Below are 20,577 nucleotides of genomic sequence, written 5' to 3' on the forward strand. Positions count from 1 at the left end.
GGGTTAAGTAAAGAAAAGTGTGTCCGCATGCCACCATAACCCCAGACCACACACCACAAATCACCAAAGAATAGCTCCCCGAAAGCTATTACCCACACCATCCCGCACCTCCGGCCACATTTGTGCTAACCGCACACCGGTTGGATTAAAGGATGACCACCAACCGCCCCAGCTGCCCACTATGCGGCAACAACACAAAGAAAAACGGCACCACCAGCAAATCAACCACCCGTTGGCGCTGCACCCACTGCGGACACTCCTTTACCCGCAACACCCAAACCCACAACAAAAACACCGCCACCATGGCTTTGTTCATCCAATGGGCCACCGGCACCCAATCTCTAACCACCTTCGCCGCACACCATGGCGTAACCAGGCAAACCATGCACCACCGATTCCGATGGTGCTGGTGGATCATCCCCACACCCACCATCGACTCATTCCGCATCCATGACCAAATCTTCCTCGACGCGACCTATCTAAAGTCCGGATGCCTCCTGATCGCAGCCAGTAAAACCCACGTCATCAACTGGACCTGGGCCAGACACGAAACCACCGCCGCCTACACCGAACTCCTACGCCCCATTGCCGCACCACTAATCGCAGTCACAGACGGCGGACAAGGTGCCCAATCAGCCATCCACCACTGCTGGCCAACAACACGCATCCAACGCTGCCTCGTCCACGCCCAACGAACAGTCTGCCGCCACACCACCAGCAACCCCCGCACCGATGCCGGCAAAACCCTCTACCGCCTAGCCCTGAAACTCACTCGCATCACCGACCTTGACCAAGCATCCACATGGGTCGCCCACCTGCACGAATTCGACCACACCTACCGGGAATGGATGAACGAGAAAACCACCATCAAAGACCCCGTTACCGGCGCCTACACCAAGGTCTACACCCACCAACGCGTCCGAGCGGCCTATCAATCATTGCTATCTCTGCACCGCAGAGACCTGCTGTTTACCTACCTGCAACCCCCACCAACAACCATCGACCCCGACAACCTTGCAGCAACAACAAACAGCCTCGAAGGTGGCATCAACGCCCCCATAAAAGAACTAGCCCGCAGACACCGCGGACTATCACTACCGCATCAACGCACAGTGATGGATTGGTGGCTGTATCTACATACAGAAGTCCCTGACGATCCGGTCAAGATCGCCAGGGACCAACGATGGGGTCAAGACGCACTTTCCACAGCAACAGACCTGATCACCCACAACACCACAGCCACTACCAATGACATCGGTGCACCAGCAGAATACGACACCGCCATCGACACCAGCTACCAACACAACCTCGGCATCCAAAAAGGCTGGATCAAATAACCGCAACACGCCCGGAAAAGACACACTTTTCTTTACTTAACCCGCAGTTGCTAAGGCGGAAACACAAAAACCCTCGGCCCGGAAAAACCTGGCCGAGGGTTCTACTTGGGGTGACTGACGGGACTCGAACCCGCGACACCCAGGATCACAACCTGGTGCTCTACCAACTGAACTACAGTCACCATTACCGCATTAAAGGAGCTGTATTCTCAGCTCATCTCTGCAGCGAACTATATGGTAGCCCACAGTGGGCTGGAAACAAAAACAGCAGGTCAACCCGGATAAATTTGGGAAAGGGTGGGGTTTGGGTCGTCGTAAAGCGAGCTAGCCGCGAATCTCACCGTACTTTTCCGTCGATTCCTTGCTTGCGGCAGAAATAGCGTCGCCTTCGGGGCTGGGGTGGGGTAGAAGCATGGCGCGGCGGTAGTAGTCCAGCTCGCGGATCGACTCCTTGATATCTGCAAGAGCTCGGTGAGCGAGACCCTTTTCTGGAGCGCCCTTGAGGACCTGGGGGTACCAGCGGCGGGCAAGTTCCTTGAAGGAAGAGACATCAATCATGCGGTAGTGCAGGTGCTGGTCGAGCTCTGGCATGTAGCGGTGGATGAACTTGCGGTCGGAGGCAATCGAGTTGCCTGCCAGTGGGGCGGTGCGCGGCTCGGGAACCCACTGACGGATGTAGTCCAAAACAGCCTGTTCGGCGTCGGCGACATTAGTCTTGCTGTCGCGAATTTCCTGATCCAGGCCGGACTTCGCATGCATCTTGGTGACGAAATCATCCATCTGCGCCAATTCGGTCTCGGACGCGTGCACGACGATGTCCACGCCTTCCCCGAGGACGTTGAGGTTGGCATCGGTGACGAGAGCCGCGATTTCGACAATGACGTGGCGCTCGGGTTCGAGGCCCGTCATCTCACAGTCAATCCACACGATGCGGTCGAGCTCAGGGGAGAGCTGGAGGTCGGGATCGGGCTGAGCCATGATTTCACCTTTCGCTGAGATTCGGCATGATTCTGCAGTGCGCCTTATTTTGTGCCCGGACTGGGCTGTGGGGCACACGCTGACTACGCCCAGCTTAGCGATGTGGATTGTGCTGTGGTCGGGCGTGTGGATTGCCGTGTGGTTTGTGGAGCGAATTGTGGGGGAAACGAAATTAACTGGAAAGTAAGATCTTAGAATTGGACAACGGGGCATGAACTAAATCGACCTATTTGCCTGATAAAATTACTTCTGAGTTCGGATTCCAACGGGAGAAATAGTTACATGGATGAGACGAGGCGTGTTGGCGACGCTGCTCAAAGCACCACCGCGGCACAGAAACCATCCGTCGATGATGTCATCATTGCCGCTGCGCGCGAAAGCGTAATGACTGTGGGCTTGCGTAGGACTTCGATTGCAGAAATTGCTCGCAAGGCAGGAGTTTCGCGTCCGACCGTATATCGTCGATACGCTGACATTGGTGAGCTTCTGGGGGAAGTGACCAACCGCGAAATCCTGCACATGCTTGAGGGGCTCCGCTATGTCCCTGGCGATTCGCGCGCTCGCATGTTGCTGCGTATTCGAATCGTCGTTCAACGCATCATCGAAAGTGACTTTTTCCCTGGCCTGGTCAAGACAGATCCCGACCGTGTCTTAGAAGCGCTCACTGGAGAGATGAGCGATACACAGCTGGAAATTGTGGAGAAATTCATTCTCCCCGGTGTCCGTCACGGGCAGGAAGACGGCACTATTCGCGAGCACGATCCATATCTGCTGGCGCGCAACATTTACCGTCTGATTCAGACGATGGTGCTGGTGTGGCGCCCGGATGGCAAGGACGCGACGCTAGACAAGGAATCTGTCGAAGAGGTCGTCGACATGGTTGACCGCTACTTGCGCCCGGATCCTGCGGATAACAAGAAGAACTAAGAAGTAAAAACCCGCCTGCATCTGGTATAAAACCAGTTCAGGCGGGTTATTTTTGCGCCCCCAGAAGGATTCGAACCCACCTGGAAAACCCCAACTACCTGTATGAACAGGGCAAATAGGCGCCACCCCACGACATTCCCACGACACCTGAACTAGAAAGCGACGGGCAGATTTAACCTACCTGGCTATCACCAAGCAGATTCGATACCTTATGCGACAGTATCGAGGTTGTCTTCCTTGAGTTCTACGTAGATATCTAGGCTCATTGCGGCAGAGTGGTGGCCGGGCTGGCGCTGTTCAATCCTTGGGTTAGCGCCGCTGCCTTTCGTCAGTCCCCCGCAGGCCGTGCGGCATCACATACGCGTTCCGTATTCCTTCATCACCCGCTCAAGATCTCAGTAATACCAATCCGGCTCACTCGGCGTCGGCAACGGGTCACCATCAATCGCAAGCCACAGAAACGCATCCGGAAACTCATCCTTCAAATGTGGCTTTAGCCTCCGCGTGATCCGCTTCGGCGCCGCCACCATCAGCTGCTCATAGATCTTCGGCGTGCCGGTAATGACCTCTCACCGAACTGTCACGGCGCTTCGCTCCACATGCATACGACCGCGCAGAACAAAAACGTCACGTACTCGCAGTACCGTCACCTTGCTCTACTACAGTCCGGCGGTTGCCAGAAGCGAGATGGGCTCAGCGCGCTTGGAGTCTTTGTCTAGTTTCTTGACCCGCTCAGCGGCCAGGTACATCTTGGCAGCTTCCGGTTTGCTCGGCAGGCCCACACCACGGCCAGCGCCATTTCACCGGCTGCGACATCGAGAACTTTTTGCAGACAGCTATGAGCTTTCCTCACCGTGGCCGCCCCAACGCTGAAAGTTGACGGCAGGTTTTGCACATCCGAGCGTTTAATCTGGCCAAACTGCTAAACCTCAGTACGGCTCCACATGAACACGCGACGCGTTCATCTCTTGCGGAAGCCTTGATCTGGCTGGGTAGTGCCGTCTGGTGCGCGGTAGTGGTCCTTCGGCACTGAGCCTTTTTGCTTTCTGTATTGTTCACGCTTGCCGAGGGCAGTGGGATGGTTCTTGAGGTGCGTCCGTTCGCTACGTAGTTGATCCGTGCGCGGACTGATGTCACTACTGGGGCTCAGTCTGTTACGCGCCAGGGTTCGCAGGCGGAGTCTGCATCGGTCATGTTGGGGCGCGTTAGGTGGTGTCCTTTGCGTAGTTTTTCTGGTGTGGGTAAAATGAGGTTGAAACCGGCGATAAGTCCTCCAGGGGAGGACTTCCCACCCTGATAGGTGAGATAGCCGGTTTCAGCATGTCTAAGGCATTCCCCAGGGCGTGAAAGTACTAGCAAGAGTTGGCTCGATACACGGCTTGTACCAAGAGCATTTTTTGCCTTCAAGATGTCGCTGCACTGCCCATAATCCGTAATCAGCAACTTGGAGCCCCCAGGCTGATTGTGATGTCCATACACACAAGGTGATGTTTCGTTTAATTTGTTGGCAGACGTCGTGGACCGCCTCGAATGCGGCCTTTCGAATTCCTTTGGTTCCGAACTCGGCCACGATTACGAAAAGCTCATCCTCAGGTCGGGATACCTGTAGTGCAATCTCCTTTAAGTGCAGGTACCACGCCATCTTGTATAAACGCATAGGTCCTGCTTGCTTAACAGATTCGTAAGCGTTGGATTTGTAGAGAAAGGTTGTGTCGAACCGTGGCGCTTGTCTTTTGATTTCTTGAAACATTTCATTGCGGGTCCGCGCGGAATCATCGACAGCGTGGAAGCCCCTAGTGAGCTTCATATTTTGTTTTGCGCACTGAGCCCTTAGATGAAGCCCCTGGAGCAGATTGTCGCCGTGATGATCTGTGCTGAAGGTTGCGGTGCCGAAACCGAAGTATGTTGAGGCGCCACCACCCTGGGGGTTAGGTGTTCCTGTGTAGTCGAGGTTTCCTGTTTCGTCAGCGTAAAGATAGACACGTTTTGCCAATGGGATCTCACCTTGTTGAGCGCACTATTTGTTTCCGTCGATACTGCGGGGGCGTAGGAGTGGGGCGCTCCCTGATGCTGTATCGGATTGAGCGCCTCTTCCCATTACCGTTAATCCTCAAGCAAACCCAATTCACGAGCATCAGACGGCTTAAAATTCCGCATCTGCTCGTCATCCCAATTCTGCTCCCGGTACTTATTCCACAGCCACCCACTGCATGACCCGTCACCCGCAGCGTCAATCTCCAGGTTCTCTCCGCCGATAGCCTCGGCGCCCTCCAGATGCAGCATCCCCTTCATCGCAGCCTTGTAATCTGCATGCGAGTAATCATCTTTGTTAGTAAGGATCTCTGTAAACACCTGCTGTGCTGCCGCGTCATCCTTAAGTGCCCGGCTGCATAGAAGAGATGCGTATGCATCGCGTTCGTCTTCAGCGCTTGCCCATTCGTCAGTGCCACAGGCGCTGACGAGAATCGTGGTTAATAATGCGCCTGCGAGGAATTTCTTATTCATGTGAATCGTCATTCTAGATAAGGGAAGGGGGGGGGAGAGAGACGGCCTTACTTTTCGTGGACATATACATCGAGCACTTTGTATCCGTCGGAGCCGAATACGATGATGTTTGGACATTCAAACGTCATCCGCACCGGTGTCCCGAATCCATTTGGGAAGTCAGCTTCACCAGTTACACGAACAGCGTGGTTGGAATTTTCTACAGGAGAATGTTCCACGTCGTAGTCAACGATTCTCGCGCCCCCAGGGTATTTAGCGCGGTTGATGACCTGCTCCTTGCAATCATCAACTGAGGCGTCGATATCACCGGCGATGCGCTTTGCCTCGTATAACACCACACCGAAAAATACGAGGGCGAGAACGATTAGCACCGTCAGTAAGATGAACCACCAGCGCTTATAGAACGGCTTCCTTGCGGCGGCTTGCGTAGTGCGGTCTTCGAAAGTCATTGCGTTTCCTTTGTTTATTGAGAGCGCCAGCGGGCTTGGCCGTCCGGGCCGGCGGCGCAGGTCATAGGTGTGCCGTTCTTACTGACTCCTGTTCCTCCTCCTGAACAGTAAGCGCCTGGGGTTACGTAGTATTCTTGCTGTTCAGGAGCCGGCGCGGCGGGAGCCGGAGCTGGTTCTGGTGTCGCCGCCGGCTGCTGCGCCATCATCTGGGAGGCGCACTGCTGCGTCCAGCCGCTTGAACCGTCGGTGAAGAATGTTGTCCCGGTCTCATGCAAAGCGGGGTCGCCGCAGGATGCCACGGTTTTGTTCATTTCAGATGGTTCTGCTTGGCCTGGGGCTTCGGTATACCCGGTTGGGCGTGCGGACGTGGACTCACCTCCACGGGGCGAAGAGGTAGGTTCGGTGGTGTGCTCGAGGGTGGGGTTGGGGCTGTTCTTTGGGCTTGATGATTCAGACGGAGAATCAGTGGTGGATTCAGTGGACGTGGTGCTTGACGGCGAGGGCGTTGATGTCGAGCTGGTCGACATGTTGCTGCTTGATGGGGAGGGGTCGTTGTTTGATCCGCAGGCAGCGGCGAACGGAATTGCAACACAGGCTGCGATGATGAGGACTCGTTTGGCGGTGTGGGCGGCCATCGCATGATTCCTTTCTTGGCGTTCTTTATGACTGCCCTTATTCTGCGTTAAGGTGAATGGTTTTCAATCTTTGACCACACGACGGGGGTAAATTTGACCTCAAAACCTAGTGTAAAACACCCCCGATACGTCGCCCGCCGCATGTTCGTGTTCTCTCGAGCAGTTCTCGCCACACTGGCAGTAGCTGAGTGGCGACATCAAATTCCCGGGCTATGGCCCCAGTGGCTGGTTCGTAGATTGCTTCCGCTGCAGCGTACTTGGTATGGGAGATGAGTAGCCCGGCAGCTATCTGGGCTGCGGAATATTCTGCTCTGGTGTCGAATGCGGGTTACCAGAGCGGGGTGCTTGAGCCAGTTCACGGGCTCGGATGTAGCGCCGGTTTGCGGCACCAAGTGTGGGAGATTCGCAGGCGCTACCGACAGCCAGGAATCCACCGACCGAGAACTAATGAAGAGCCGTTGCCCCGCTGGTTTGAGCTGTTCGGGATTTCCGAACAGCTGGCCGGTGGGGCACCTTTTTCATGCCCAAAATCCGCTGCATTTCCGCTGCATTTAAACCAACAAGAGCCAATCTGAGCCTACATTAGCGGGGGTAGTTAGATAGGGTAAACCCCCGCCTGAACTCGTAAAACACCAGTTCAAGACGGGGGTAGAAAACGCGCCCCCAGAAGGATTCGAACCCTCGACCAATCGGGTAGAAGCCGACTGCTCTGTCCACTGAGCTATGGAGGCTAGCTAAGAAAAGCATTGTAGCGTCTCTAATGTAGCCAATCACAACCGGTTCTGTTCTAGGGACTTTGGTCGCTAAGCTTAGGGCTATGACTGCCACGACCAAGGCCGAGACCTCTCCGCCTGTTAGCAAGGATAAGAAAGTCCGTAAATCTGCTGGTTGGTACGTTGTTTTTGTACTTATCGGCGGCGTTCTAGCTGGTTTGCTCTCGATGGCGTTCAACATGGATTCGCGCGCCACGTTGGGTATTCCCGATCCCGGCACAATCACCACCTTCGGGTTCCCGTTCGCGAAGGCGGCCGGTGAGCTGCTCGCCTGCCTCGGTGTCGGTTCGTTTATGCTCGCCGCTTTCGGTACGAAGCAGCGTGCCGACGGCACTTTGGGCCTCGACGGCTACACGGCATCCCGCACGGGTATGTGGGCCATGCTCGGCTGGGGCCTCATGGCGCTGATGGAGATTCCGCTGGTGCTCTCCGATGTGTCGGGCCAGCCGCTGTCGACGACGATTCAGCTGAGTAACTGGGCTGTGTCGTTGGAGCAGACCAAGGAGGGCTTGGCGTGGCTGTGGGTAGCTATTTTTGCGGGCATTGTGGCGCTTGGTTCATCGCTGACTCGTAAGTGGATTTGGCAGCCGGTGTTCTTCGCCATCAGCTTGGTGTCGATGATGCCGCTGGCGGTTGTAAGCCACAATGCCTCCGGTGGTGCCCATGACTACGGCACTAACTCCTACATCTGGCACTTGACCTTCACTGTGTTTTGGGTCGGCGGTTTGATGGCGCTGGTTGGCCACGCGCGTCGTCGCGGTGAATGGATGCCAGAGGTAGTGAAGCGCTATTCTTTCGTGGCGTTGGTGGCTTTCATCGCCATGTCTGCCTCCGGCTTCATTAACGCAGCCATCAACATTGACTGGTCTGACCTGGTCAGCAACAACTACGGCATCATGGTGCTGGTCAAGGCCGTTCTCACTATCTTGCTGGGCCTATGCGGCTATGTGCACCGCAAGATCACCATTCCGGAGATTGAGCGCGCTCAGTCGAATCGTCCATTCTGGCGTCTGGCCATTGTCGAGGTCATCATCATGGCGCTGACAATCGGCGTTGCCGTAGCTCTGGGCCGTACTCCGCCGCCACCGAATTTCTCTGAGCAGGCCGGCGGTGAGGGCCTGCCGTCGATTACGCAGATGCAGGTCAAGCTAGGTTACAACCTGGAGATCCCATTCGGTTGGGAGGCCATGTTCACGCAGTGGCGCTTTGACATCTTCTTCGGCTCTGCCGCCATCATTGCCGCGTGGATTTACTTGTACTGGCTCTACTTGCTGAAGAAGCGCGGCGGTACCTGGCCGCTGTCCAACACCCTGTGGTGGCTCGCCGGCTGTGCCACGCTGCTGTTTACTTCGTGCAGCGCGCTGGGCGTGTACATGCCGGCTCTGTTCTCGGTTCACATGATCGCCCACATGCTTTACTCCATGGGCATTCCGGTCATGCTGGTCCTGGGCGGCCCAGTTACGCTCGCGCTGCGTGCGCTGAAGCCGGCCGGCCGCGATGGTCTGCCTGGTATTCGTGAGTGGCTGGTGGTCTTCATCAACAACCCGGTGTCGCGTTTCCTCACGCACCCGGTTGTGGCAACGGTGCAGTTCGTCGCGGGCTTTTACCTGCTCTACATGACACCGATTTACGACTTCCTGGCTGATGAGCACGCGGGCCACGTGTTCATGAACATCCACTTCTTGATCTCCGGTTACATCTTCTACTGGGTCATTATCGGTGTCGATGCTGCACCACAGCAGATTGAGCCGTCGGTCAAGCTGGTCACGCTGATGGGGTCGTTGCCGTTCCACGCTTGGTTCGGTATTTCGCTGATGCAGTCGCAGCAGGTGCTTGCCGAGACCTACTACGCCAGCCTGGATCTCCCTTGGGCAGTGAATCTCCTGGAAGATCAGAACGTTGGTGGTGCCGTCGCGTGGGCTGCCGGTGAGGTTCCGCTCTACATCGTCACCGTTGCGCTGTTTGTACAGTGGCGGCGTTCCGATGAAAAGGATGCAGCCCGCTACGACCGCGTCGCGGACCGCAACAATGATGAGGAGTTGGCCGCTTACAACGAAATGCTCGCTCGCATGAGCCAGCAGGTCGGTGTTGGCGGCGAGGATGAGCGCGATTACTACACCTCGGAGGTTGACGCGCAGCATCCGGTGCACATGGATAATCCGATTGATGCCTCGAAGAGGCGCGGAAGGTAGCGTCGTTAAGCTGATTTTGCATGCTTGACGACGAGGATTGCCGCGACTTCGCCCCTCAACTTCATACGTAGCCTGTGGATAGTTGTCTTTTCGACAAACTTATCCACAGGCTTTTTATGTACCTCTTTCATTTGTTTCTCGAAGCCGGAAAAGTAATTGGCACGGCACGAATGAGACACCTTCGAATTATTCGGCCGCAGTAGGTAAACGCTTTCTTTGGGGGAGGAGCCCGATGTCTGAGGCAGTTATTACCGTGGTGGGCAATGTGGTCCATCATGTGGAAAATCGAAATACCAATTCTGGGGCAAAGGTCTGCAAGTTTTCTGTGGCATCCAGCAAGTCATGGAAGGGGGAGAATGGTTGGGAGCAGTCGGAGACGTCATATTTTGATGTTGAATGTTGGGGCAAGCTCGCCGAGAACGTGAATAACACGGTGTGGAAGGGCCAAGCCGTCATTGTCCACGGTCACGTTCGTACGGATCGCTGGGAGGGCGATGATGGTACGAAGCATCAGCGCCAGAAGATCATTGCTAAGGCGGTAGGTCCGAATCTGCGCCGTCACCTGGCAACGGTGAAGACTATGACTGAGAAGCCGCATGAGTCGCCGACTGGTCTTGGTGAGTCATCGACTGGGGATTCGGAAGCTTCGGTTACTGAGACAGTTGCGTCTCAGGCCGGGGCCGTGCGCACCTTCACTGCTAGTACGGGCGGCGCTGGTGAGGCGGGGAACACAGGTGCAGCTAGTTCGGAGCAGCGAGAAATGGCTGATGCAGGAGTCAGTGCGCCGTTCTAACCCAGGAGCCAGTACATCGTTGTAGAGCGGAATGAGGGGGAGCCGCTGAAAGAGCGGAAAGAGGGGAGGGGTAATTACTGCACGTGAGGTGACGCTGCTGAGAAAGGGGAGGGATCGCATACGATTCGGCAGCGTTATCTCGCAGCTAGTTTTGCTAGGAGCCTGGCAGAGATTTTGGTGGGAAAGGATTGCGGGTACGCCCATGTAGATTGTGCCTTTTGGTTCCTATGCGTAACCTCTACAGGGATTGCTTATTTCCTTTCTACGAGGGGACGAAATTCCACCATGGGTGAGTTCATCTACCAGATGAAAAACGTGCGCAAGGCGCACGGCGATAAGGTTATTCTCGACAACGTCACCATGGCGTTTTACCCGGGCGCAAAGATCGGCGTGGTCGGTCCGAACGGCGCAGGTAAGTCGTCGATTCTGAAGATTATGGCTGGCCTTGATCAGCCGAGTAACGGTGAAGCTTTCCTGGAGCCGGGCGCCACTGTCGGCATCCTGCTGCAGGAGCCTCCGCTGAATGAGGAGAAGACCGTTCGCGGCAACGTCGAGGAGGGCCTCGGCGACATCTTCGAGAAGAAGGCTCGTTTTGAAGCCATCGCCGAGGAGATGGCCACCAATTACACCGACGAGCTCATGGAAGAAATGGGCAAGCTCCAGGAGGAGCTCGACGCCGCTGATGCTTGGGAGCTGGATTCCAAGATTGAGCAGGCAATGGATGCGCTTCGCTGCCCGCCGGCGGACGAGCCGGTTACTCACCTCTCCGGTGGTGAGCGTCGTCGTGTAGCACTGGCAAAGCTGCTGCTCTCCGAGCCGGACCTGCTGCTTCTCGACGAGCCGACTAACCACCTGGACGCCGAGTCTGTGCTGTGGCTCGAGCAGCACCTGGCTAAGTACCCGGGCGCTGTCCTGGCCGTGACTCACGACCGTTACTTCCTGGATCACGTCGCTGGCTGGATTTGTGAGGTCGACCGCGGCAAGCTCTACCCGTACGAGGGCAATTACTCGACTTACCTGGAGAAGAAGGCTGAGCGCCTTGAGGTTGCAGGTAAGAAGGACGCCAAGCTGCAGAAGCGCCTGAAGGATGAGCTGGCGTGGGTCCGCTCGGGGCAGAAGGCTCGCCAGGCCAAGAACAAGGCCCGTCTGGAGCGCTACGAGCAGATGGTGGAGGAAGCCGAGCAGTACAAGAAGCTCGACTTCGAAGAAATTCAGATTCCGACCCCGCCGCGCCTGGGTAACCAGGTTGTTGAGGTCAAGGACCTGGAGAAGGGCTTTGATGGCCGCGTCCTGATTAAGGACCTGTCGTTCACCCTGCCGCGTAACGGCATCGTCGGTGTGATTGGCCCGAACGGTGTGGGTAAGTCCACCCTGTTCAAGACCATCGTGGGTCTGGAGCAGCCGGATTCCGGTGAGGTCAAGGTCGGTCAGACTGTTCAGCTCAGCTACGTTGACCAGGGTCGTGAAAACATCGATCCGGAAAAGACCGTCTGGGAGGTTGTCTCTGATGGTCTCGACTACATCGTGGTCGGCCAGAACGAGATGCCGTCTCGTGCGTACCTGTCTGCATTCGGTTTCAAGGGTGCGGACCAGCAGAAGCCGTCGAAGGTTCTCTCCGGTGGTGAGCGCAACCGTCTGAACCTCGCGCTGACCCTGAAGCAGGGCGGTAACCTGATCCTCCTGGATGAGCCGACTAACGACCTTGACGTCGAAACCCTGTCTTCGCTGGAAAACGCACTGCAGAACTTCCCGGGCTGTGCCGTGGTCATTTCCCACGACCGTTGGTTCCTGGACCGCACCTGTACCCACATCCTCGCATGGGAAGGCAACTTCGAAGAGGGCAAGTGGTTCTGGTTCGAGGGCAACTTCGAGGGCTACGAGAAGAACAAGATTGAGCGTTACGGCGAGGAGGCTGCACGCCCGTCGCGCGTCACGCACCGTCGCCTGACCCGATAATCTGTTTCGCGCGAATCTGATTTTTGCCAACGGCAAAGTCCGGAACCTTGTGGACTGGCTCGCACCAGTGCACAGGTCCCGGGCTTTCGCGTATTCGCAGGCTCGTAGCTCCAGAAAACGCCTATAGTTCTGGGTATGACTGAATCAGCACCATTTCGTACCAACGTCGCTATCCGCTGGTCTGATTTCGATCAGTATGGCCACGCCAACAACACCGCTTTCCTGGAATACGCCCAGCAGGCTCGTCTGGACTTTGTGATGCGCGGTCTCGGCGGCGGGGCAGGGATGCCTGCGGCAGTGGTGCGTCGCCTGGAGATTGACTACGTCCGCGCTATTTTGCCGGACACCCAGGAAGTTGTGGTTGAGACCGAGATCATCAACTTCGGTCGCACCTCTTTCACACTTCGCCAGACAATCTCCGACCAGCATGATCACATCGTTGCTGTGCTCGAAACCGTGATGGTGATGTTTGATCTCAAGACTGCGAAGGCAGTCGAGCTCTCCCCGTCTGCCCGCCGTGAACTGGAGCGTTTTGCAGCTCCCGCAATCGAAGACAACAAGGAAGACCAGGACAAGTAATTCGCCGTGACCACTTCTCATCCCGCTGCCGAGCTGACCTTCGGCACTCCCGATGCCCTGAAGAACCTGGGCGTCCTGGCCCATAAGGCCTACGCCCTCGACGAGAGCACGTTGCTACGCATCCGAGTACGTAAGACCGCCGCCGCTGGTATCAGTTCCTCGTCCGCGCCTAACGCTGCGCCCGCAATGTCGCAGGTATGGGTGAAGACCCCAATCGGCCCGCTCGCCATGCGCACGATTGCGCTGCACGCGCTTCCCGACGACATCATCGTCACCGCCGCGGAGATTAAAGACATCGCAGTGCGTGCCTTTGCGCAGGCAAAAACTGCTGAGGACGGAGAGGAGAAAGAAGCTTCGCTCACCGCGATGCCATACCGCGTGCATGCGCAGTCGGCGTCCTCCTGGCCGGGATTCCTGCCAGTGCCGGAAGGATGGCAGGTTGTCGACTATGTTCCAGCCACTGCCTTCCGGACTCTCGAGAAGCAGGGGCGCGCGGTCGCCGTCGAATCTTCCGGCCCGATGGGCATGCCACCGTCTCTGCTGGACCAAAAGGTTCTCACTGTCAGCGGCGGTACCGGTGAAGCCACTGTTGATACAGGGGAAGGGCAGTCGCAGGAGACGTCGAAAAGCGTGGTGGACGTGACCATGCGGGACGTGTTTGCGCTGTGCACGATGGGCTTTATCCCGGAGCAACCGGATGAAAAAGAGCCGGTGCGCGTGTCCACAAAGGGACGGTGGCACCGGCTGGATGGGCGGTTTGGCTCGATCTTTACGCTCGAGTCCTTTGGCGTGCTGCCGCTGCTGAACTAGCGGCGCAGGGTCTAATTCCTACTGCGCGTCGAAGCGGTTGATGAGCATGTCAGCAACCTGCACCATGTGGTTCCACATGGCTTCGCGCTGGGGGCGGGGGAGCTCGTCATCGGAAATGTCTGCGAGTGAGGCACTCATGATCTCCAGCCAGCGGTCGCGTTCGGCTTCGCCGATGGAAAACGGCATGTGGCGCATGCGCAGGCGCGGATGACCACGCTGTTCGCTGTACGAACGCGGCCCGCCCCAGTACTGGACGAGGAACATGCGGAGTCGATCCTCGGCGCCCTCCCAGTCATCGCTGGGGTACATCGGGCCGATGAGGTCATCGGAACGCATGCGCGTGTAAAAACCATGGACGATGCGATTGAAGACATCCTCGCCGCCGACGGAGTCAAAGAGCGTCTGAGCAGTTGTCATGGCACCAAGTCTATCGACTTGATGCCACGAAAACGATAACGGCCAAAGTGCCGGCCGAAATCACTTGTTACTTCGCGTCGAACTCGCGGGCGCGAAGAGCGAGCTTCACCAGGAACTGCTGCTCAGAGATGATGCGCTTGACCGGCGATGCAGTCTCGTCGCTGTCGAGCAGACGTTGAGCGGCTGCAATTGCCTCATCACTGATCTCCCAGGTGGGGTAGAAGCCCTCGAGCAGCGTCTGTGCCGTCTCGGATGAGAACTGCTTCCACCAGCTGTTGGCAACAGCGAAGAAGTGCTCCGACAGTGAGGTTGCCGACTGCTCCGCGTTGATGGTGGCGCGGGAGTCGTCGTCAAGCGCCTGCGCGAGCACTGCACCCGAGCCCGGCGCGTTGAAGCCGGCCAGCAGGTGGCGAATGACAAGGTTCGATGGGGCGTCGTCGCCGGAGACAGTCGCCTCAGCCCAGACGCGGGACTTGTTGGCGAGCGTCGGCACGGAGGCGCGGCAGGCGATGGCGGCCTGTGCGCCGAGTGCTGAATTGTCGGTCTTTTCAAGCTCTGCGATGGCCTCCTCGCCTTCGAGACCAGCGGAAACCAGAGCCTTCAAGGCGCGCCACTGCATGTCGGTGTCGACAGTGACAGCGGGGAAGCCAGCCTTGTCGGCGTCGCCGGCGTAGATGGCGCGCAGTGCGTCGGCGACGTCGCTATTCGACGAGCCCACGGTAGCCAGAGCGTTAACGAAAACCAGGGCGCGGTCGGCGTCGGTTTCCTTCTTCGCGTAGTCCAACAGACCCTGAGCCAGCAGATCGCGGCCGGTGGACTCGGCCCACTGAGGATCGGCGTAGACGTTGACGGCGCTGACCGCCTGAGCGATGACGCGCTCCAAGACGGAGAGCTTATCCTCGCCCGGGATGCCGCGAAGCACCAGGTTGACGAAGTCGCGAGCGCGCATCTGGCCTGCGCGAACCATCTGCCAGGTGGCGGACCAGCACAGTGTGCGCGCCATCGAATCGGTGAAAGCGCCGATGTTGTCGATGACGGTGGCAAGCGAGCCTTCGTCCAGGCGAATCATGCTGTAGGTGAGGTCGTCGTCGTTAACCAGCACGACGTCGCCAACTGGTGTGTCGACCAGATCTGGGACATCGGTGCGGGCACCGCGGACGTCGATTTCCACGCGCTTGGTGCGCTCAAGTACAGCGTCCGCGCCGGTGCCGCGCAGGTTGTAGATGCCCACTGCGATTCGGTGATCACGGAGTTCACCGGCACCCGGCTCGGCGCCTTCCTGCGTGACTGCGAAGGAGGTGTACTTGCCGTCCTCTTGATGGAACTCTGGCGCCAGGGTGGTGATGCCGGTGGTGGTCAGCCACTGATCGGCCCAGCCAGACAGATCGCGACCGGAGGCCTCGGAGAGCGCCTCCAACAGATCCGCGAAGGTGGCGTTGCCAAAGCGGTGGCGGGAAAAGTGAAGACGAGCACCGGCGAGGAAGGCGTCCTGACCAACGTAGGCGGCCAGCTGCTTGAGGGTGGACGCGCCCTTGGCGTAGGTGATGCCGTCGAAGTTCTGCTCGACGGTGTCAATGTCGCTGGCATCGGCGGCAATCGGGTGCGTCGACGGCAGCTGATCCTGCTTGTAGGCCCAGGCCTTCTCTACGTTGGCGAAGGTGGTCCAGGCGTGGCTGTAATCGGAAACCTCAACCTGTGCGGCGGCAGCCGACCAGGTAGCGAAGGACTCGTTGAGCCAGAGATCATCCCACCACTGCATGGTGACCAAATCGCCGAACCACATGTGAGCCATCTCGTGCAGGATGGTGTCGTTGCGGCGCTCGTAGAGGTAATGGGTGGGCTTGGAACGAAAGACGTACTCGTCGCGGATGGTCACGCAGCCGGCGTTTTCCATCGCACCCATGTTGTATTCCGGGCAGAAGATCTGGTCGTACTTGCCGAACGGGTAGGGCTCGCCGAAGTGCTTGGCGTAGAAGTCGAAGCCTTCCTTGGTCTCCTTGAACAGAGTGTCGGCATCGAGGTACTCGGCGATGGACTGGCGGCAGTAGATTCCTAGCGGAATGGTCAGCTCGCCGTCCGGCTGGTGCTCGGCAGGGGTTTCCGGGTGCGGTGCGACAGTGCCGGTCCACGAGTCAGTGACCTCGTGCCACGGGCCCGCACAGACTGCGACGAGGTACGTCGACAGCGGAACATCCACTGAGAAGTCGAAGGTGTCGGCCTCATTGCCGTGGACATCGGTGGTGGTGCCGGTCTTGGCTACCGAGTTGGAAATAACCTTCCAGCCCTTCGGCGCCACGACGTGGATGGAGTACGTCGCCTTCAAATCCGGCTGGTCAAAGCAGGCGAACACGCGCTTGGCATCGGCAGTTTCAAACTGCGAGTACAGGTAGGTTTCGCCATCGGCGGGATCCTGGAAGCGGTGAATGCCCTGGCCGTTATTGGTGTAACGACAGTCCGCATCGATAACGACGGTGTGGTCACCTTCGGTCAGGTCTACGTTAATGCCGGTCTCGCTGTCATAGCGAGCGGCCTCCGTGGCATCGACGCCGTCGATGGTCACACTCTTGACAACCGCATCACGCAGGTCAATAAAGGTGGAACCAGCGCGCTTCGCTTTCAGAGAAATTGTGGTCTTGGAAGCGAATGTTGGTGCGCTGTGCTGCCCACCGACCGGTGCGGTCGTAAGGTCGAGGGAGATGTCGTAGTGGGACACCTCGAGCATGGCCGCACGGTCGGCGGCCTCGGTCCTGGTTAGGTTCGTGGAAGTCATGCGACAAGTGTAACCACGACCCCGGATTGGGAATCGGGCAGTAGCGTGGTGGGCGGGGTGACCTCGACTTCCTCGCTCATTGCGTGTCGATTCGGGCGGTCGATTGGCGGTCGATTGAGCGAGATTTTGGCTTCTTTGGCATGCGAGCAAAGCCGAACGTGAATACACTTCGTTTCATGTACGAACTCAGTGATGATGCAAGCAAGGTTGAACGGGTCAACGCGGCGTGGGATCGCATTGAAGCAAAGCTTGGCGACGATGCTTTGGAGGCCCCGGCGACAGAAGCGGAACTGGATCAGCTTGAGGCTGACCTCGGAGTAAAGCTGCCAGACTACGTGCGAGCTTCGTGGCTGCGGCACGCGTCTGTGGACGGTGAGCCGTGGGACGGTGGCTGGATTGCACCGCCTAAGTCGATTCTGAATGACTACAAGCTGTGGACTCAGCTGCAGGCCGACGGCGAGTTCGATGACTTTGAAGCCGAAAGCATGGACAGCGCCGACTCGGATGGCAAGTGGTATCACGAGGCATGGATTCCACTGGTCATGGACTTCGGCGGAAACAACTACTGTCTGGACATGCGCTCGGGGAAGATGGTCTCCATGGACCACGAGGTGGGCTCGGAGTTCCTGGACTACGCCGACTGGCCTGCCTACCTGGAGGCTGCCGCTGATTCCCTGGAGGCTACGGGCTTGCCCTGGAACGGTTAGGTAGGCGATTTAGACGGCGCCCGATGGGGGAGCCAGTTAACACCAGGTCCGGTAGAACTTCGGACCCATCCGAATTCATGAATGCGAGCCGAAAAAATCCGCCCTATAGTCGTTGATAAGTCAATCAATGCTTTAGGAGGACTTTCACATGAGCAATCGAGACAAGGTCACTTTTTACTTCGACGTTTCCTGCCCGTTTTGCTGGGTGACGTCGCGCTGGATTAAGGAAGTCGAAAAGGTCCGCGACATCGAGATCGAGTGGAAGCCGATGAGCCTGTCGGTGCTCAATGAAGGCCGCGATGAACTGCCGGAAGATTACAAGTTCATGATGCAGTGCAACTGGACCCCGGCACGCCTGTTCAACGCCGTGTTCTCCCAGGATGGCCAGGAGGCCGTCGACAAGCTCTACACCGCGCTGGGCACGAAGGTCCACAACGAAAACCGCATCGATCGCCACGCGCATGTCGACGAGCCGGAGCACGCATTCGACGAGCTGATTAAGGAAGCCCTCGCAGAGGTTGGACTGCCGGAAGAGCGACTGGCCCAGGCCTTGACCACTGAGTTCGATGAGCTCATGCGTGAAAACCACGCAGAGGCCATGAAGGAGGTCGGCAACGACGTCGGCACTCCGGTGGTCAAGCTTAACGACGTTGCCTTCTTCGGTCCAGTGCTTACCCGTATCCCACGCGGCGAAGAAGCGGGCAAGATCTTCGACGGCTCGGTCGCCCTTGCCAGCTACCCGTACTTCTTCGAGATTAAGCGCTCCCGGACTGAGAGCCCGCGCTTCGACTAAGAAAGCAGTAGCAGCTGGGGCGCGCAGTTAGGAGAGCTAACCCGCTCCGGCTCCAGCATTCTGCCCGGTAGAGGCCTGCCGTTCTTCTTCGCTCATCGCAGCCCACCGCGGCGGAATGTAGACGCAGGTTGGATCGGATGCCGTGTAATCCCCGGTCAACGCGTACGCGGTCGACCGGGACCCACCGCATACGCTGTGGTATTCACAGACGCTGCACTTTCCATGCCAATTGTCCGGATCGCGAAGGGCCTTGAACGCCGGCGAGTTCGAATAGATTTCCTGGAATGGCGTGGCCTTCACATTTCCGCAGTGAAGCGGCAGGAAGCCATTGGGGTAGACGTCGCCGATGTGGTCAATGAAGGCAAAACCTGACCCGGAATTGACGGCCATGGGGGAGCGCGGGCGACGTGGCTTTTCCGGCACAGCACCGAGCAGCTTTGTCGTTTCCTCGGTCAAGTAACGGTAGAGCTCGCCGCCCTCATAGGGTGGCAGCCCCTTTTCCTTCGCTTCCTCCTGCTGCATGACGACGCGCCGATACTGCGGCGCCTCCGTCGTCTTAATGGCAATTCGGTTGGACACATCAGACAACCAGTGCAGAACATCCTCGCGTTCCTCCGGTGACAATGCGCCCAAATCCGCACCGCGACCAGTGGGAACGAGGAAAAAGACGTACCACATCTTGGCCTGCATCTCCATGACGGTCTTCAGCAGCGCTGGCGCCTCATGAATATTTCCCTTGGTCAGGGTCGTTAATCTGCAGCCGGTAACCGGCCTCGTTGATGTGCGGAGCCATTTCGAGCGTCTTTTCAAAAGTGCCCGAAAATCCACGGAACTTGTCATGGGTCTGGGCAGTCGCGCCATCGAGCGACATGGACATCGCCTTGCCACCGGCCTCACGCAGTGACTGAATCCGCTCTGGCGTGAGCCGCGGCGTCACCGATGGAGATAGCGACATATTCAGGCCCTGCTCCGTGCCGAATCGCACCAATTCTTCCAGGTCATCACGCTCAAAAGGATCACCGCCGGTGAGCACTACAAGCGGCTTCGGCTTGCTATACGACGCCAAGGTCTCCAGCAGCATCTTGCCCTCGGTGGTCGAAAGCTGGTGAGGATGCGGCTCGTGCTGCGCATCTGCACGGCAGTGCTTGCAGACTAAGCCACAAGCCCGCGTGACCTCCCAAATGACAATAAATGGTTTCTTGTTGATGTCATGCCGAACCGTTCGCACCACCGGTGCGTGATGATTCCCATGGGAGCCATGGGCTTCAGGATCGACTTGGAAGTGAGCTTGCGGCGCAGGAGACACGGTAAAAGCACCCAATTTCCGGTTTCGAAGGCGTGCTGAAACGCAAATACAGTCACTTTTCACCCTATTCGGCTGCGCAGGAGACGTCGTCAAGCAATACCTAAAACGGGTGCAGGCGCCGTGGAATCCGTGGGAACCGCTAAACTTGCTGCCATGCGTATTTACCTTGGTGCAGACCACGCCGGTTTTGAGATGAAGAACCTGATTAAGGCCCACCTGGAGAAGGCTGGCCACGACGTCGTTGATTGCGGCGCTCACACCTACGACCCTGCAGATGATTACCCAGCATTCTGCATTGAGGCGGCTTCCCGTACCGTCGCTGATCCGGGCAGCCTGGGCATCGTGCTCGGCGGTTCCGGCAACGGCGAGCAGATTGCTGCTAACAAGGTCAAGGGCGCTCGTTGTGCGCTGGCTTGGTCGGTGGAGACCGCAAAGCTCGCCCGCGAGCACAACAATGCTCAGCTGATCGGCCTCGGCGGTCGTATGCACTCTGAGGAAGAGGCCCTGGCTATCGTCGATGCTTTCGTCTCCCAGCCGTGGAGCGAGGAGGAGCGTCACCAGCGCCGCATCGACATTCTGGCAGAGTACGAAAAGACTGGCGTTGCCCCGGTAGGGTCAGGCGGTCATTGCATCATGGATAACACCAGAGA

The 20,577-nt window shown here is 57.7% G+C and carries 19 protein-coding genes, 2 tRNA genes and 1 pseudogene; 12 read left to right on the plus strand and 10 right to left on the minus strand.

Going from position 1 to position 20,577, the window contains the following annotated elements:
- Positions 1-152 precede the first annotated feature (152 nt).
- The gene (locus ADM64_RS07420; RefSeq protein WP_049193114.1) at positions 153-1,337 is read left to right on the plus strand and encodes an IS256-like element IS3503 family transposase; all 1,185 of its coding nucleotides are present in this window, start codon (positions 153-155) and stop codon (positions 1,335-1,337) included.
- A 106-nt stretch (positions 1,338-1,443) separates the two neighbouring features.
- Here the strand turns inward: ADM64_RS07420 and ADM64_RS07425 are convergent.
- Positions 1,444-1,519: transfer RNA gene (locus tag ADM64_RS07425), tRNA-His, on the minus strand.
- A gap of 142 nt (positions 1,520-1,661) precedes the next feature.
- Positions 1,662-2,315, minus strand: coding sequence for an oligoribonuclease (gene orn, locus ADM64_RS07430; protein ID WP_049193742.1), 654 nt, complete (start codon positions 2,313-2,315; stop codon positions 1,662-1,664).
- Here orn and ADM64_RS07435 point away from each other — a divergent pair.
- Both ADM64_RS07435 and ADM64_RS07440 read left to right on the plus strand, forming a co-directional pair.
- Positions 2,314-2,502, plus strand: a complete 189-nt coding sequence (locus tag ADM64_RS07435; protein ID WP_042388509.1) for a hypothetical protein — start codon at positions 2,314-2,316, stop codon at positions 2,500-2,502. The genes orn and ADM64_RS07435 overlap by 2 nt on opposite strands.
- A 95-nt stretch (positions 2,503-2,597) precedes the next feature.
- Positions 2,598-3,242 carry a TetR/AcrR family transcriptional regulator gene (locus ADM64_RS07440; RefSeq protein ID WP_016422282.1) on the plus strand — a complete coding sequence of 215 codons (645 nt, stop codon included), beginning with the start codon at positions 2,598-2,600 and terminating at the stop codon, positions 3,240-3,242.
- A gap of 659 nt (positions 3,243-3,901) precedes the next feature.
- Here ADM64_RS07440 and ADM64_RS11180 read toward each other — a convergent pair.
- From ADM64_RS11180 to ADM64_RS07455, 4 genes are all read right to left on the minus strand, one after another.
- A complete protein-coding gene (locus tag ADM64_RS11180) occupies positions 3,902-4,024 on the minus strand; it encodes a hypothetical protein (RefSeq protein WP_255456329.1) in 123 nt (40 codons plus the stop codon).
- Positions 4,025-4,566: 542 nt separating this feature from the next.
- Complete coding sequence (locus tag ADM64_RS07445; RefSeq protein WP_049193743.1) at positions 4,567-5,235, minus strand: DUF3800 domain-containing protein; 669 nt, start codon at positions 5,233-5,235, stop codon at positions 4,567-4,569.
- A gap of 110 nt (positions 5,236-5,345) precedes the next feature.
- Positions 5,346-5,747 carry a hypothetical protein gene (locus ADM64_RS07450; protein WP_070438898.1) on the minus strand — a complete coding sequence of 134 codons (402 nt, stop codon included), beginning with the start codon at positions 5,745-5,747 and terminating at the stop codon, positions 5,346-5,348.
- A 47-nt stretch (positions 5,748-5,794) separates the two neighbouring features.
- Positions 5,795-6,196, minus strand: coding sequence for a hypothetical protein (locus ADM64_RS07455; RefSeq protein WP_049193745.1), 402 nt, complete (start codon positions 6,194-6,196; stop codon positions 5,795-5,797).
- 366 nt (positions 6,197-6,562) lie between these two features.
- Here ADM64_RS07455 and ADM64_RS10985 point away from each other — a divergent pair, with 366 nt between their 5' ends.
- Positions 6,563-6,838 (plus strand): hypothetical protein, encoded by a 276-nt coding sequence (locus tag ADM64_RS10985; RefSeq protein WP_160313715.1) that lies wholly within the window; start codon positions 6,563-6,565, stop codon positions 6,836-6,838.
- A 651-nt stretch (positions 6,839-7,489) separates the two neighbouring features.
- Here the strand turns inward: ADM64_RS10985 and ADM64_RS07465 are convergent.
- Positions 7,490-7,562, minus strand: a tRNA-Arg gene (locus tag ADM64_RS07465).
- 86 nt (positions 7,563-7,648) lie between these two features.
- Here ADM64_RS07465 and ADM64_RS07470 point away from each other — a divergent pair.
- From ADM64_RS07470 to ADM64_RS07490, 5 genes are all read left to right on the plus strand, one after another.
- Positions 7,649-9,796 carry a cytochrome c oxidase assembly protein gene (locus ADM64_RS07470; protein ID WP_049170976.1) on the plus strand — a complete coding sequence of 716 codons (2,148 nt, stop codon included), beginning with the start codon at positions 7,649-7,651 and terminating at the stop codon, positions 9,794-9,796.
- 232 nt (positions 9,797-10,028) lie between these two features.
- A complete protein-coding gene (locus ADM64_RS07475) occupies positions 10,029-10,589 on the plus strand; it encodes a single-stranded DNA-binding protein (protein ID WP_049170979.1) in 561 nt (186 codons plus the stop codon).
- Positions 10,590-10,874: 285 nt separating this feature from the next.
- Entirely contained in the window at positions 10,875-12,545 is a 1,671-nt protein-coding gene (gene ettA / locus ADM64_RS07480; RefSeq protein ID WP_016422285.1) for an energy-dependent translational throttle protein EttA, read from the plus strand.
- A 135-nt stretch (positions 12,546-12,680) separates the two neighbouring features.
- Positions 12,681-13,124, plus strand: a complete 444-nt coding sequence (locus ADM64_RS07485; protein WP_016422286.1) for an acyl-CoA thioesterase — start codon at positions 12,681-12,683, stop codon at positions 13,122-13,124.
- A gap of 6 nt (positions 13,125-13,130) precedes the next feature.
- The gene (locus ADM64_RS07490; RefSeq protein WP_049189871.1) at positions 13,131-13,934 is read left to right on the plus strand and encodes a hypothetical protein; all 804 of its coding nucleotides are present in this window, start codon (positions 13,131-13,133) and stop codon (positions 13,932-13,934) included.
- Positions 13,935-13,952: 18 nt separating this feature from the next.
- Here ADM64_RS07490 and ADM64_RS07495 read toward each other — a convergent pair whose 3' ends face one another.
- Both ADM64_RS07495 and pepN read right to left on the minus strand, forming a co-directional pair.
- On the minus strand, positions 13,953-14,351 hold the full coding sequence (locus tag ADM64_RS07495; RefSeq protein WP_049193747.1) for a globin: 399 nt from the start codon (positions 14,349-14,351) through the stop codon (positions 13,953-13,955).
- 67 nt (positions 14,352-14,418) lie between these two features.
- Entirely contained in the window at positions 14,419-17,121 is a 2,703-nt protein-coding gene (gene pepN, locus ADM64_RS07500) for an aminopeptidase N (protein ID WP_049193748.1), read from the minus strand.
- A 176-nt stretch (positions 17,122-17,297) separates the two neighbouring features.
- On the opposite strand from pepN, the gene ADM64_RS07505 reads away from it, so the two are divergent.
- Positions 17,298-17,828, plus strand: coding sequence for an SMI1/KNR4 family protein (locus ADM64_RS07505; protein WP_224783792.1), 531 nt, complete (start codon positions 17,298-17,300; stop codon positions 17,826-17,828).
- Between the two features lie 148 nt (positions 17,829-17,976).
- Positions 17,977-18,621 (plus strand): DsbA family protein, encoded by a 645-nt coding sequence (locus tag ADM64_RS07510; RefSeq protein WP_049193750.1) that lies wholly within the window; start codon positions 17,977-17,979, stop codon positions 18,619-18,621.
- 36 nt (positions 18,622-18,657) lie between these two features.
- Here the strand turns inward: ADM64_RS07510 and ADM64_RS07515 are convergent.
- Positions 18,658-19,852, minus strand: a pseudogene (locus tag ADM64_RS07515) (TIGR04053 family radical SAM/SPASM domain-containing protein).
- 228 nt (positions 19,853-20,080) lie between these two features.
- On the opposite strand from ADM64_RS07515, the gene ADM64_RS07520 reads away from it, so the two are divergent.
- Positions 20,081-20,577: ribose-5-phosphate isomerase (locus tag ADM64_RS07520; RefSeq protein ID WP_065428891.1), on the plus strand; the 497-nt coding region annotated here is incomplete at its 3' end.

The organism is Corynebacterium sp. 401_CJEI (genome assembly GCF_001076435.1).
In the GTDB taxonomy this organism is placed as follows: Bacteria; Actinomycetota; Actinomycetes; order Mycobacteriales; family Mycobacteriaceae; genus Corynebacterium; species Corynebacterium jeikeium_D.

Bases quoted from the DNA above. Each gene is read 5' to 3' on its own strand.
- ADM64_RS07420 (WP_049193114.1), top strand. From the start codon at position 153: ATGACCACCAACCGCCCCAGCTGCCCACTATGCGGCAACAACACAAAG.
- ADM64_RS07435 (WP_042388509.1), top strand. From the start codon at position 2,314: ATGATTTCACCTTTCGCTGAGATTCGGCATGATTCTGCAGTGCGCCTT.
- orn (WP_049193742.1), bottom strand. From the start codon at position 2,315: ATGGCTCAGCCCGATCCCGACCTCCAGCTCTCCCCTGAGCTCGACCGC.
- ADM64_RS07440 (WP_016422282.1), top strand. From the start codon at position 2,598: ATGGATGAGACGAGGCGTGTTGGCGACGCTGCTCAAAGCACCACCGCG.
- ADM64_RS07450 (WP_070438898.1), bottom strand. From the start codon at position 5,747: ATGAATAAGAAATTCCTCGCAGGCGCATTATTAACCACGATTCTCGTC.
- ADM64_RS07455 (WP_049193745.1), bottom strand. From the start codon at position 6,196: ATGACTTTCGAAGACCGCACTACGCAAGCCGCCGCAAGGAAGCCGTTC.
- ADM64_RS07470 (WP_049170976.1), top strand. From the start codon at position 7,649: ATGACTGCCACGACCAAGGCCGAGACCTCTCCGCCTGTTAGCAAGGAT.
- ADM64_RS07475 (WP_049170979.1), top strand. From the start codon at position 10,029: ATGTCTGAGGCAGTTATTACCGTGGTGGGCAATGTGGTCCATCATGTG.
- ettA (WP_016422285.1), top strand. From the start codon at position 10,875: ATGGGTGAGTTCATCTACCAGATGAAAAACGTGCGCAAGGCGCACGGC.
- ADM64_RS07485 (WP_016422286.1), top strand. From the start codon at position 12,681: ATGACTGAATCAGCACCATTTCGTACCAACGTCGCTATCCGCTGGTCT.
- ADM64_RS07495 (WP_049193747.1), bottom strand. From the start codon at position 14,351: ATGACAACTGCTCAGACGCTCTTTGACTCCGTCGGCGGCGAGGATGTC.
- pepN (WP_049193748.1), bottom strand. From the start codon at position 17,121: ATGACTTCCACGAACCTAACCAGGACCGAGGCCGCCGACCGTGCGGCC.
- ADM64_RS07505 (WP_224783792.1), top strand. From the start codon at position 17,298: ATGTACGAACTCAGTGATGATGCAAGCAAGGTTGAACGGGTCAACGCG.
- ADM64_RS07510 (WP_049193750.1), top strand. From the start codon at position 17,977: ATGAGCAATCGAGACAAGGTCACTTTTTACTTCGACGTTTCCTGCCCG.